Source organism: Saccharothrix sp. NBAS 001 (assembly GCF_056640475.1).
Window position 1 is genome coordinate 5,117,049 of sequence record NZ_CM153251.1, and the last position, 12,745, is coordinate 5,129,793.

Below are 12,745 nucleotides of genomic sequence, written 5' to 3' on the forward strand. Positions count from 1 at the left end.
TCGACCCGACCTGATCTGCGCGGTCGGCGCAGGTCAGGTCGGGTCGGTGGGTGGCTTTACTCGTAGGAGATCGCCTGCAGCACGTTCAGCCGCGCGGCCCGGATCGCGGGCAGGATCGCGGCCACCACGCCGATCGCGGCGGCGATCAGGAGGTAGCTGCCGAGTTGCGCCCACGGGATGCCGAGTTCGCTGAAGCCCTCGTCCTTGAGGGCCTTGACGGCGGCCACGCCGAGCGCGGTGCCCACCACGAGGCCGAGGAGCGCGCCGAACACGGAGATCACGACGGACTCGACGGTGATCATCCTCATCACCTGGGCCCGGCGCATCCCGATCGCCCGGAGCAGGCCCAGCTCCCGCGTCCGCTCGATCACCGAGAGCGCGAGCGTGTTGATCACGCCGAGCACCGCGATGAGGATCGCCAGCGCGAGCAGGATCTGGATCATCATCAGCACGGTGTCCAGCTGTGACGCCTGCTGCTGCACGAACCCGCTGCGGTCCTGGACGGTGATCTCCGGGTTGTCCGCGAACATCGGCTCGACCCGCTTCTGGACGTCCGCGACGTTCGTGCCCGGGGCCACCTGGACGAACGCGTTGGAGATCTGCTCGATGCGGAAGTCCTTGGCCACCGCCTCGGGCAGCATGAAGACGTTCGCCAGCACGCTGCTCTTGGCGTACACCATGGCCACCGTGTACGTGGCGGCCTCGCCCTTGGCGGTCTGCACCGTCACCGTGGAGCCCTGCTTGAGGTTGAGCGTGTTCGCGTTGTCCTCGTCCACGCCGATCTGCCCCGCCTGGAGGTCGGCGAACCCGCCGGACTTCGCGGTGAGGCCGAACTGCCGCTGGAGCGCGGGCAGGTCGGTGGCGGCGATCGCGAACTTGCGCTGCCCGCCGACCAGGATCCGGTCGGAGTACCAGCCGAACGCCGACTCGACGCCGGGGAGCTTCGACACCTCGTCCAGCCGCTGCGGCGCGAACGTCGCGTCGCCGCCCGGTCCCTGCGCCTCGCCGGAGATGATCAGGTCGGACTTCACCTGGCTCTCGGCGACCTTGGTGATGCTGGTCGTGGCCGAGGTGAGGATGACGCTCACCCCGGTGATCAGGGCGATCCCGACCATCAGGGCGGCGGCGGTGATGGCGGTGCGACGCGGGTTGCGCGCCGAGTTGCGCCGGCCGAGCGTGCCCGGCATCGACCACGCCAGCAGCTTGCCGATCACCGACACCACCGGCCTGCTGATCAGCGGGGTCAGCAGCGCGACCCCGACGAACGCGAGCAGCAGACCGGCCATGATGGGCCAGAGGGAGGCGGCGGAGAACCCGTACCAGAGCAGCCCGCCGCCGACCGCGGCCACCGCCGCGCCCGCGATGGTCGGCTTGGTCAGCGGGCGGTCCGGGGTGGCGGCTTCGCGCATCGCCGCCACCGGTGCGATGCGCGAGGCGCGCAGCGCGGGCAGCACGGCGGCGAGCACGGTGACGACGATGCCCACCGCGAACGCGGAGATGACGGCACTGGCCGGCACGCCGATGCCCGCGAGCCGCAGGCTGCCGCCGCCGATCGAGCTGAAGATGTTGGCCAGCAGCGCCCCCACGCCGATGCCCGCGCCGAGCCCGACCACGGACGCGATCAGACCGATCACGACGGCCTCGATCACCACCGAGCCGACCATCTGCTTGCGGCTGGCCCCCATCGCGCGCAGCAGCGCCAGCTCCCTGGTGCGCTGGGCGACGATGATGGAGAAGGTGTTGAGGATGATGAAGACGCCGACGAACAGGGCGATGCCGGCGAACCCGAGCAGCACGTAGTTGAAGAACGACAGGCCCTCGGCGATCGCGTCGCTCTGCTCCTTGGCGAGCTGCTCGCCGGTCTTGACCTGGAAGTCGTCCCCGAGCTTCTGCTGGACGCGCTGGCGCAGCACGTCGTCGGCGACGCCCTCGGCCCCGCGCACGGTGATCCCGCTGTACGCGCCGGGTTGCCCGAGCAGCAGTTGCTGCGCGACCGGCTCGGTGAACGCGGTGAGCAGTTCGCCGCCGAGCGAGTCGCGGTTGCCCGGGTAGCCGAAGATGCCGGTGACGGTGAAGGTCTTCTTCGGTTCCAGGGTGAGCACGGACATCTGCTCGCCGACCTGGAACCCGCCGGTCGTGGCCAGGTAGGCGCTGATGGCGACCTCGTCGTCGCGCTGCGGCGCGTGGCCCTCGCGGATCTGCGCCCGCTCGCCGTCCCGCCACGCCGTGCCCATGCGCGGTGCGCCGGACGTGGTGAGCACCTTGCCGTTCTCGCCGATCGGCCGGGCCGAGCCGGCCACGTCGCCGGCGGCGGACTTGACGCCCTCCACCGAGCGGACGGCGGCGAGGTCGGCGGCGGTGAGCGTGCCGCCGCCACCGTCCGGACCGCCCTCGGACTCGACCTTCGGCTTGAGCGCGACCTGGACGTCGACGTCGGAGTAGACGTTGGCGAACAGGTCCTTGAACGAGCGGTCGAGCGTGTCGGTCAGGACGAACGAGCCGGACACGAACATCACGCCGAGCACCACGGACAGTCCGGACAGGACCAGCCGGAGCTTGCGCGACAGCACGCTCTTGAGGGTCGCCTTCAACATCAGACCACGACCAGTTCGTCACCGTCGAGGTGCTTCATGGTCTCCAGCACGGCGTCCGCCGTGGGGCGCAGCAGTTCCCGCACGATCCGGCCGTCGGCCAGGAAGATGACCCGGTCCGCGTAGGACGCGGCGTTCGGGTCGTGGGTGACCATCACGACGGTCTGGCCGAACTCGGCGGCCGAGCGCTGGAGGAAGCCCAGCACCTCCGCGCCGGAGCGGGAGTCGAGGTTGCCGGTCGGTTCGTCGGCGAAGACGACGTCCGGTCTGGCCACCAGGGCGCGGGCGCACGCCACCCGTTGCTGCTGGCCGCCGGAGAGTTGGGTGGGGCGGTGGGTCAGGCGGTCCTGGAGGCCGACCGTCTCCACCACGGTGTCGAACCACTTGCGGTCGACCTTCTTGCCGCCGATCGACAGGGGGAGCGTGATGTTCTCCTCGGCGGTGAGCGTCGGCAGCAGGTTGAACTGCTGGAAGATGAAGCCCACCTTGTCGCGGCGCAGGTCGGTGAGACCCTTGTCGCGCAGGCCGTTCACCTTGGTGTCGCCGATCCACACCTCGCCGGAGTCGATGGTGTCCAGGCCGGCCAGGCAGTGCATCAGGGTCGACTTGCCCGACCCGGACGGGCCCATGATCGCGGTGAAGCGGCCGCGTTCGAACTCGACGGTCACGCCGTCGAGCGCGACCACCGCGGCCTCTCCCGTCCCGTAGGACTTCCTCACGTCCACGGCTCTCGCCGCGGACTCTTTCTTGCCCGTCACCTGGATCCTCCAGTGCGCCCTTGATGACGGCAGATGCCGTCTCCAGGGGGTAATGCTCCTCGAGGGGAGCTGAGAACGCGTCCGGTATCAACCCTGATCCGGTCTCAGGGAAATTCCCCGGTTCGAGGGATTTTGGGGTGGGGGTGGGGGTTTTGGGGGGTTTAGGGGGTGGGGGGAGGGAGTGAGGGAGTGAGTCGAGGGAGTGAGGGAGGGTCGCGTTTGCCCAGTGGAAATGTGTGGATGGGTCACCGTTCATCTGTGCGTGGGGTCGGTGGTTGATCATGGCGCGGGGTTGGGGTGTCGGGCTTGTCTCGAAAGGTCCAACCTTGGGTGCCGGGAGTTGTGAGAGCGCTCCCCTGGGCTCTACCTTGGTGGATGGCTCTACCGAGCACCGGTCGGGGAACAGTTCCCGGTCGGGAGTTGTGCGAGGTTTTCGGTGAAGGTGAATCCCACACCCATCGGGTGATCCGGACATCGGCCGCCTGGAGGCGTTTACACCGCCCTCCAGGCCGCCGGTCCTGACGTCGGGGAGTCGTCAGGGGGGCGGAGAGCGGAGTCGTCGGGGGCGGAGAGCGGACTCGTCGGAGGCGTCGGGTCTGATGATCATCCGATGGATGGCGGCGGGTTTGGACACCCATGGGAATCGGTGCGACACGGTGTGTGTTTGGTCGCGTTCGATCTCTCCCAAATTCCGGGAAAAGCGAGACAGGAGGCCGTGTCGGCCGTAGGGTCTGGCGTCGGCGGTGACCCGGACCACAGTGTCGGCCGGCCCGCCCACACGGCCGAGAAGATCATCCCGACCGCTTGAGGAGCTGGTGGTGTCGACCTTCCGGGTGCGTCCCTACACCAGGACAGGCGGGAGGACCCGCTCCAACACGACCCTCGCCATCGAGACCATCGTGACGACGAACGAGCGGGCGGCGCGGGACGCGCTCACGTCCACGGCGGAGCACCGGATCATCAGCGATCTGTGTCGACATCCGCATTCGGTGGCGGAGGTGGCGGCGCGGTTACGGTTGCCGTTGGGCGTGGTTCGGGTGTTGCTTGCCGACATGTCCGACATGTCGTTGATCAACGTGCACGGGGACGGCGAGGGTGGCGGGGATGGACGGCCCTCGATCGCGTTGATGGAGCGGGTGTTGGCGGGGTTGCAGCGGATCTGAGCTGATCTGAGCTGTTGGCGAGTTCTGGGGCGTCCTCGCCGGACGGGCTGGCCGCCAAGGATGACTGAAAGAACGGGCGGGCGTCGTGTCATCCCCGTATGGCCTGGTCGTAGACAACCACCCTTGAGTAGGTAGTGCAAGCGAAAGGCGTGCTTGCACTACCTACTCAAGCGCGGTTCGCTGGCGCGCAGGCCATACGGGGATGACACGACGCGGGTGGAGTGGTGGGGGCTGCGCCGGTTGGGGTGTTGGCTGCGGTGTGCGGAGTGGTCTTGCGGTGTGTGAGAGGGAGTTTGCGAGGGTCCTGTGTGGATGGTGGGGGGTCGGGTGGTTGGGGGCTTGGCGGTGGGGGGCTTGGCGGTGGAGCGCTGCGGTGGGGGCTGAGGGGTGGGGCTAAGTAGTGGGTAGGCGGACCAAGGTTGTGCCTTCCTTGGTGTCCCTCACGGTGAACTCGGTGATCTCGTGCCACCTCAGGCCCACCGAGGAGTTGATGCGCACCGGGTCTTTGTCCGTTGTGGACGTTCCGGCCAGCCAGGAGGCCACGACCATGGTTTCGCCCGTTTTGGCCTTGGCCACCAGTTCGCAGCGGTTGGGGGCCTTGGCTCCCTTTACTTCCAGCGAGATTGACGTTCCCCAAGGTTCCGGGGTGGCGTTGAGCTTCGCCCAGACTCCCGTTGCCTGGTCCGATCTGGTGACGGTGCCGGAGCCGTCGGGGGCGTTCTTCGCCACCGCTGCCGGCCCCGGCACCGTCGAGGAAGTGGTGGTGCTGTCGGTGTCACCGGTTGCCCTGTCGTCTCCTTGACGGGGCGACAAGCCGATCGTCGTCACGACGGTCAGCACGATCAGCAGCACGGCCGCGGCAGCGGACAGGAGCAGCGTGTTGCGGCGTCGTCGGGCTCGGTCTTCGGTGACGGTGTCCAGCATCGCGCGGACCGAACGCCCGTCGGGGCGCTCCCCCGCGTTCGCGCGCAGCATTCCGTTGGCGTCGGCTTCGTCCAAGAGGTCTGGCAGTACGGCGAAATCGCGCAGGTCCAACGCGCAGCGACGGCACTGGGCGAGGTGGTTCTCGAAGGCGTCCACCTCGTCCTCGTCGAGGATCCCGAGGACGTACGCCGCCACGTCGACGTGGTCCGGCCGCGATGTCACCCTGTCAGCCCCGATCCTGCAATGCCCGCCGCAGGGCGCGAAGTGCGTAGTACACCCTGGACTTCACCGTGCCCGGCGGCACCCCGAGCACCGCTGCGGCTTCCCCGACGGTCCGATCCCGTAAATACGTTTCGAGAATAGCCTCCCGGTGTTCCTCCGTCAGTCCGTTCATCGCCTCGGCGACCACTATCGCCGCGAGGGTGCGGTCCGCTTCGTCCCGCACCGGGGCCTCATCGGACGGGGTCAACTCCGACTCCTGCGGTCTTACGCTGCGTTTGCGCCGGTCGTCGATGACCAGGCGGCGGGCTACCGTGAACAGCCAAGAACGCAGCAGGACCGGGTCCCGCTCCAGCTTCTCGGCGTTGCGCCACGCCCGCACAAGCGTCTCCTGCACGATGTCTTCCGCCCACTGCCGGTCACTGCCCGTTAGTCGCATGGCATGTCCGAGCAGCGCACTGCCGAACTCCTGGTAGAGCCTGCGGATCAGCTCGTCTTCCAGACTGAGTTCCGGCCACGCGTGATCTCTCTGGGGTTGAGTGCTGCGTCTGTGCCGCGCCACGCCGTGCATCCAAGCGCGCGAACGGGTGAGAAGTCGAGGGTTTCCGGGGAGAAAAAGTCCCCGATTTGTTTGTGAACCGTCACCGCATCGTGTCCGTACTTCCCGGTATCCGCCGGTTCGGCCGGACCGGAACCCCCGGTCGCTAGTCCCTTCGGCGGATCCCGCCAGCAGGAGAGAGGACCAACGATGCACGGTCGACGTCCCCGGAAGGTGTTGTTCGCCGGTACCGCTGCCACGGCGTTGCTGCTGGTCAGCGCGTGCGGCGCGGCAACCGGTGACAACGCGGGCGGTGCGGGTGGAGCCGACCCCGGCACGACGACTGTCCAGCAGCAGCCGGAATTCGGCAAGGAGCCGCACCAGATGCTCTCGGCCACCGAGTCGAAGCAGGTCGGCTGGTTCGTCGCGGACGCGGGCGGCTTCGCGCTGTACCGCAACGACAAGGACACCGCGAAACCGCCCAAGTCCAATTGCGACGCCGAGTGCCTCAAGTCCTGGCCGCCGGTGTTGGTCGGCGAGCACACCATGACCTCCGGTGTCGATCCGACGCTGGTCGGGTCGGTGGACCGGCCGGACGGCAAGAAGCAGGTCACGCTCGCCGGCTGGCCGCTGTACCGGTACACCGGCGACAAGAAGGCGGGCGACCTGGTCGGGCAGGGCAAGGGCGGCACGTGGTTCGCGGTCACGCCGGAGGGCAAGAAGGCCCAGGCGGACGCGGCCGGCGGCAACTGAGGTCGCCGCCGTGGCCGGAAGTGTCGTGGTGAGCGCCGTCCGGCGGTGCCTGGCGTTCGCGGTGGCCCTGGTGCTGCTGTTCTGGCCGACCCTGGCCGGCACGGCGTGGGGCGACGAGCCGCCGGCGTCCGGGGCGGTGGAGCAGACCCCGCTCGGGCCGATCACCGCGCTGGACAAGGAACTCCTGGTCAAGGTGCGGCTCGCGGGCCTGTGGGAGATGCCCATGGGCGAGGAGGCGGGGACGCGGGCCGGCAGTCAGCGGGTCAAGGACGTCGGCGCGCAGCTCATGAGCGACCACGCGTTCCTGGACGAACGGGTGGTGCGGCTGGCGGGGCAGATGGGCGTGACCCTGCCCGACGAGCCCAACGCCGACCAGCAGTCGTGGATGGCGGAGATGAGGTCCCGGACCGGAGCGGCTTTCGACGACTCGTTCGCGAACCGGTTGCGGGCCGCGCACGGGGCGATCTTCCCCGTGGTGTCCACGGTGCGCGCGAACACCCGCAACGAGGCCGTCCGCCAGTTCGCCCAGGTGTGCAACCAGATCGTGCTCAAGCACATGACCTTGTTGGAGAGCACCAACATGGTCACCGACGCGGGGCTGTCCAAGCCGGTGCCGGCGCAGGGCGCGGTGGATGCCGCGCCGGTGCGCGCCGCGTCGCAGGTGACCGGTTCGGACGGGCCGTCCGCCCTGATCGTCCTGCTCCTGTGCCTGGCGGGCGCGGTGGTGACCCTCGCGGTCCTGCGCCTGTTGCGGCCCAAGGCGAACGTCAAGTGAAAGGAGGTTGAGCCGACTCGTTCCGGCTGTTGCAGCGACTGTTCCCACCTCACCCGCCCGGCGTGGCCGTGACCACTCCTGCGCGGCCCGCCGGGCGGGTCGTCCCTACCACCACCTGCGAGTTCTCTCCCGCCATCTCGGAGGTCCCACCGTGCTCTCCCAGGTTCCGCTGCTGATCGCGCAGGCGACCGGCGGCGACCACGACGCCGGAGTGCGCCACGTGGCGCAGATCTCGGCACGCCTGGCCTACGCGTTCATGTGCGCCACCCTGTGCTGGGGCGTCATGATCGCCACGGGCTGGGCGAACAAGATCACCGGAAGACAGGGGTTGCGCAACAGCCACATGGTGCTGGCGACGCTGGCCCTGGCGTTCGGCTGCCTGCACGCGTTCGCGTTCACCCTGCTCCAGCTCGCCCCCTTCCCGTTCACCCGGATCTCGGTGCCGCTGTTCAACGGCGGCCTGCTGCGGCACGCGCTGGGCATCGTGGGTCTGGAACTCATGCTGGTCGTCGCGTTCACCGCGGGCCTGCGCAAGAAGATCTACTACCGCAAGTGGTTGCGGCTGCACCAGGTCGCGTACGCGGCGGTGACGCTGACCGTCGTGCACTCGTGGTTCGGCGCGATCGCCAACGGCAACCTGGCCACGCTGTGGCTGGCCGGTCTGACGATCCTGATCCCCACCGCGACGATCGCCCTGGCCCGCTTCCTGCCGCCGCACGTGCTGGTGCGGCTGGGCATGCTGGAACCCGAACCGGGATTCGAGCCCGAACCGGACGGTGCGGGCGGCAGCGCGCTGGACATCAGCGTGGACAACGAGCGCTGCCACCGTTACGGCATCTGCCAGGCCGAGGCGCCCGGTCTGTTCCAACTCGTCGACGACGAACGGCTGCGCTACGAGCGCCGGCCGCCACCCGAGCTGTTCGCGAAGGCCCGCGCCGCCGCGCGGGCGTGCCCGATGCGCGCGATCGAACTGCGGGAGCGTGTCCGGTGAGGAACGAGGAACGGGTGGTCATCGCGGGCGGCGGGCTGGCCGGGCTGCGGGCCGGGGAACGGTTGCGCGAGCTGGGTTTCCGCGGCGAGATCGTGATCGTGAGCGCCGAGCGGCACCTGCCCTACCACCGGCCCGCGCTGTCCAAGGAGGCCATCAACGGCGAGCTGCACGCGTCGGACCTGCGGTTGACCATCAGCCGCGAGCTGAACGCGATCTGGCGGCTGGGCACGGCCGCGACGCACCTGGAGCCGGACCGGCGGGTCGTCGGGCTGCCCGGCGGCGAGGAGCTGGGCTACGACGGGCTGGTCATCGCGACCGGCGTGGAGCCCCGGCACCTCCAGGGCGCGCCGCGCCAGGACCAGCGGATCCACGTGCTGCGCACGGTGGACGACGCGATCGCGATCAAGCGGGCCATCAACTCCACGCAGGGGCTGGTGGTGGTGATCGGCGGCGGCCTGATCGGCTGCGAGATGGCGGCGTCGGTGAAGTCGATGGGCCGGGACGTGGCGATCGTCAGCCGGTCCTCGACGCTGCTGGGCAGCGCGGTCGGCAAGAACATCGCGGACACCGTCACCGAGGCGCACCGGGCGCGGGGCGTGCGGATGGCGATGGGCGTGAAGATCCGGCACTGGATGCCGCAGGCGGGCGGGGTGGCGATCCACCTCTCGGACGGGCAGGTGTTCTTCGCCGCGGTCGTGGTGATCGCGGTGGGGGCGTCGCCGTCGGTGGCCTGGCTGCGCGGGTCCGGGCTGGTGCTGGAGGACGGGGTGCGGTGCGACCCCACGTGCCACGTGGTCGGCGGGACCGACATCGTGGCCGCGGGTGACGTGGCGCAGTGGCCCAACCTCCGCTTCGGAGGACGGCCGCGGCGGGTCGAGCACTGGCTCAACGCGGTGGAGATGGGGCGGGCGGCCGCGGAGAACCTGTTGGCGGGCAGGGAGAATTCGCGGCCGTTCACCCCCGTCCCGAGGTTCTGGACCGAGCAGTACGGGATGCGCATCCAGGGGTCGGGGCTGCCCTCGATGGGCAAGGACACGACGACCCTGGCCGGGTCGCAGAAGGACCACCGGACGATCACCGGGTTCGTGGACGACGGTCGGCTGGTGGGGATGGTCGGGTTGGACGCGCCGACCGCGATGATCAAGCTGTCGACGGAGTTGTGGCGGCAGAACCGGGTGGAGGCCGGAGGTGCGGGGGCCGGAGGTGCTGGGGTGGATCGTCGGCGGCCGCAGCACCTCGCGCCGCCGGAGCGGTTGGCCGAGCCGAAGCGGGAGCCCGTGCCGGTGCCTTACGAGGCCCCGCCCGTCCGGTTCGAGGCCGGGGGAACGAGCCCGCAGGGGGCGGTCGAGGGGTGCGCGGGGGTGCGCCGGACGCGGGCGGGGACGTCGGGTGGGTCGGGGCGCGGGCCGGGTTGCCGCCGGCGGACCGGGTGGACGGGCCGTCCGGGCGGTTCGAGGTGCCCCGGGCGCAGGCGGTGGCCCAGTTCGAGGAGTACCGGCTGCGGTTCGAGGCCCGGGCGCGGGCCGAGCGGGAGCGGTACGAGGTGCCCCGGCAGCAGCAGGAGTCGCAGCCGTTGCCCGTTCCGCCGCCGCACGCGCCCGTGGTGCGGACGCGGGCGCAGTCCCGTCCGCTGGCCCGCACCGGACCGAGGGCCAGACCCCGGTGAGCCGTTACCGGGGCGTCGTGTTTCGGTAACCCGGTGCACCGAGCATTCGGACCCATGACGAACCGCGGCCGGGTCACCGTCGTCGGCATCCCCGCGCGGGACGAGGAGCGCACGGTCGGCGCGGTGGCCTCGGCCGCCGACGCCGGGCTGCACCGCGCGTTCCCGGACGGGACGAACGTGGTCGTGCTGGCCGAGAACGGCAGCACGGACGGGACGGTCGAGCGGTTCGCCGCGACGCCGCTGCGGGCGGGCAAGGTGGTGGCCAGTTCGCCCGGTCCGGGCACCGGCAAGGGCACGAACGTGTTCGCGGTGATGGACCGGGCGTCGGAGCTGGGCGCGGACCGGGTGCTGCTGCTCGACGCCGACGTGCGCTCGGCCGAGCCGGCGTGGGTCGGGCGGCTGGCGGACGCGGTGGCGGGCGACGAGCCGGTGCTCGCGGTGCCCGCCTACCGGCGTGACCGGTACGAGGCGAACACCACGAACCACCTGGCCAGCCCGCTGCTGGCGGCGGTGTACGGGGTGCACGTGCAGCAGCCGATCGGGGGCGAGTTCGCGTTCAACCGGGCGTTGCTGGAGCGGTCGCTCGGGTGGCCTCGGCCGGCGAGCGCCTCCCTGTACGGCATCGACGTGTGGCTGACCGCGAACGCGCTGCGCGAGCGCATCCGGGTGGTCGAGGTGCCGTTGGGGCGCAAGCTGCACAACTCGCCGTTCCCGAAGATCCTGCGGCTGCCGCAGCAGGTGCTGGACTCGCTGTTCCACGTCGTGCTGCGCACCGATCGGGTGCGGCCGGCCTCGGGCGGCTCCCGGGTCCGGGCGGCGGTGGACGGCACGTCGGTGCGGCAGGACCCGGCGGTGGTGGCGCGGGTGTCGGCGTCGGTGGCGCGGTACCTGGAGGTCTACCGCGAGGACGTGTGGCGGCTGTTCCCCTCGGTGGCGGGCGTCCGCACCTCGCCGTGGGGGCTGCGGGTGACCTCGGAGGACTGGCCGCACGTGCTGGCCGACGCGCTCGCCGCCGTGGCCGCCGGGCTGTTCGAGCCCGCGCGGGACCACCTGGTGGCGCTGTACGTGAACCGGGTCCTCACGTTCTGGGAGGAGATCGACGGGCTGGCCGGCGGCGAGGTCGACCGGCTGCTGGACCGGCAGGCGGCGGCGACCGCGCGGGCCGTGCGGGAGCGGGGTGTGGTGCTGGGCGGGGCGACCGGGCCGGCGGGGTTCGACGTGCGGCACTGGGCCGGGTTCAACGGCGAACCCGTAGCCGCCAGGTAACACCGCGCTGCTCAGGAGCGCTGTTCAGGGCATGAGATCGCGCGGCACCCGGCGTCCGGTTTGGTCGAGACCTTTGGTGGCGCTGGCCGCCGTCTTCCTGGCGGTGGCGGTGTGGAACGGGGTGCTGGCGGCCACCGAGGCGGCGGTGTGGCGGGGCGCGACGGCGGCCGGGTGCGCGGCGGCGTCGGCCGGGCTCTGGTACGCGGCGGTGGTCGAGCGCCGGCGGTGACCGGCCGTTCACGTACTGTTCCCGAGGTGTGAAATCTTCGGACATATGAGACAGATTGACGATTCCTGACCGGTTCCGCCAGGCTCCGAGGTCCGTTCCCTCGTGGTCTGGAGGTCCCTGTGCTCCGACGCATCGGCTCGTTGGTCACCGCGTTATCGCTCGTGCTCGTCTCCCTCGTGCTCGGCTCCGCCCCTGCTCAGGCGGACGGCTGCTACACCTGGAACCGCACCCTGTCGCAAGGCGCGACCGGCGAGGACGTGCGGCAGCTCCAGATCCGGCTCTCCGGCTACCCCGGCTACGGCGCGGTGCTCGGCCTCGACGGGTCGTTCGGTCCCGCGACGAAGTCCGCGCTGGTCCGCTTCCAGCAGGCGTACGGCCTGGCGGCCGACGGCGTCGCGGGCAACGGCACGTTCACCAAGCTCTACGCCCTCCAGGACGACGACTGCACGCCGGTGAACTTCTCCTACGCCGAACTCAACGGCTGCAACTCCGACTGGTCGGGCGGCAAGGTCTCCGCGTCGGCGGCCCGGTCCAACGCGCTGGTCTCGATGTGGAAGCTCCAGGCCCTGCGGCACGCCCTGGGCGACCAGTCGATCCGGGTCACCAGCGGGTTCCGCAGCGTGGCCTGCAACAACGCGGTCGGCGGCGCGTCGGATTCACGCCACCTCTACGGCGACGCGGTCGACCTCGGCGCGGGTCCGCACTCGCTGTGCAAGCTCGCCCAGCAGGCCCGCGACCACGGGTTCAACGGCATCCTGGGCCCGGGTTACCCCGGTCACGGCGACCACACGCACGTCGACCACCGGGCCGGCCGGTTCTGGTCTGCCTCTTCCTGCGGTATCTGAGCACGCGAAACTCGATACCATGAGCGC

At 70.5% G+C, this 12,745-nt stretch carries 12 protein-coding genes; 8 read left to right on the top strand and 4 right to left on the bottom strand.

The features are described 5' to 3' along the window. Positions 1–56: 56 nt before the first annotated feature. Positions 57–2,594: an ABC transporter permease gene (locus tag AC0HI0_RS21080; protein ID WP_480934092.1), complete on the bottom strand. Its 2,538-nt coding sequence runs from the start codon at positions 2,592–2,594 to the stop codon at positions 57–59. Next, complete coding sequence (locus AC0HI0_RS21085; RefSeq protein ID WP_480934093.1) at positions 2,594–3,349, bottom strand: ABC transporter ATP-binding protein; 756 nt, start codon at positions 3,347–3,349, stop codon at positions 2,594–2,596. The genes AC0HI0_RS21080 and AC0HI0_RS21085 overlap by 1 nt, the downstream gene beginning before the upstream one ends. An 818-nt stretch (positions 3,350–4,167) precedes the next feature. Between AC0HI0_RS21085 and AC0HI0_RS21090 the strand changes: the two genes are divergently transcribed. Continuing rightward, positions 4,168–4,512 carry a DUF742 domain-containing protein gene (locus AC0HI0_RS21090; protein ID WP_480934094.1) on the top strand — a complete coding sequence of 115 codons (345 nt, stop codon included), beginning with the start codon at positions 4,168–4,170 and terminating at the stop codon, positions 4,510–4,512. A 393-nt stretch (positions 4,513–4,905) separates the two neighbouring features. Here AC0HI0_RS21090 and AC0HI0_RS21095 read toward each other — a convergent pair whose 3' ends face one another. Further along, the gene (locus AC0HI0_RS21095; protein WP_480934095.1) at positions 4,906–5,631 is read right to left on the bottom strand and encodes an anti-sigma factor family protein; all 726 of its coding nucleotides are present in this window, start codon (positions 5,629–5,631) and stop codon (positions 4,906–4,908) included. A gap of 31 nt (positions 5,632–5,662) precedes the next feature. Further along, positions 5,663–6,226 carry a sigma-70 family RNA polymerase sigma factor gene (locus AC0HI0_RS21100; protein ID WP_480934096.1) on the bottom strand — a complete coding sequence of 188 codons (564 nt, stop codon included), beginning with the start codon at positions 6,224–6,226 and terminating at the stop codon, positions 5,663–5,665. Positions 6,227–6,403: 177 nt separating this feature from the next. Here AC0HI0_RS21100 and AC0HI0_RS21105 point away from each other — a divergent pair, with 177 nt between their 5' ends. The 7 genes from AC0HI0_RS21105 (at position 6,404) to AC0HI0_RS21135 (ending at position 12,718) form a co-directional block, all read left to right on the top strand. Further along, positions 6,404–6,946, top strand: a complete 543-nt coding sequence (locus AC0HI0_RS21105) for a hypothetical protein (protein ID WP_480934097.1) — start codon at positions 6,404–6,406, stop codon at positions 6,944–6,946. 10 nt (positions 6,947–6,956) lie between these two features. Then, entirely contained in the window at positions 6,957–7,721 is a 765-nt protein-coding gene (locus AC0HI0_RS21110) for a DUF4142 domain-containing protein (protein ID WP_480934098.1), read from the top strand. Positions 7,722–7,872: 151 nt separating this feature from the next. Next, complete coding sequence (locus tag AC0HI0_RS21115) at positions 7,873–8,712, top strand: ferric reductase-like transmembrane domain-containing protein (RefSeq protein ID WP_480934099.1); 840 nt, start codon at positions 7,873–7,875, stop codon at positions 8,710–8,712. Further along, entirely contained in the window at positions 8,709–10,436 is a 1,728-nt protein-coding gene (locus tag AC0HI0_RS21120; protein ID WP_480934100.1) for an NAD(P)/FAD-dependent oxidoreductase, read from the top strand. Before AC0HI0_RS21115 ends, AC0HI0_RS21120 begins: the two co-directional genes overlap by 4 nt. After that, complete coding sequence (locus tag AC0HI0_RS21125; protein ID WP_480934101.1) at positions 10,433–11,644, top strand: glycosyltransferase family protein; 1,212 nt, start codon at positions 10,433–10,435, stop codon at positions 11,642–11,644. Before AC0HI0_RS21120 ends, AC0HI0_RS21125 begins: the two co-directional genes overlap by 4 nt. Before the next feature lie 76 nt (positions 11,645–11,720). Then, complete coding sequence (locus AC0HI0_RS21130) at positions 11,721–11,873, top strand: hypothetical protein (protein WP_480934102.1); 153 nt, start codon at positions 11,721–11,723, stop codon at positions 11,871–11,873. Between the two features lie 119 nt (positions 11,874–11,992). Then, positions 11,993–12,718 (top strand): D-Ala-D-Ala carboxypeptidase family metallohydrolase, encoded by a 726-nt coding sequence (locus AC0HI0_RS21135; protein WP_480934103.1) that lies wholly within the window; start codon positions 11,993–11,995, stop codon positions 12,716–12,718. Positions 12,719–12,745: the final 27 nt, after the last annotated feature.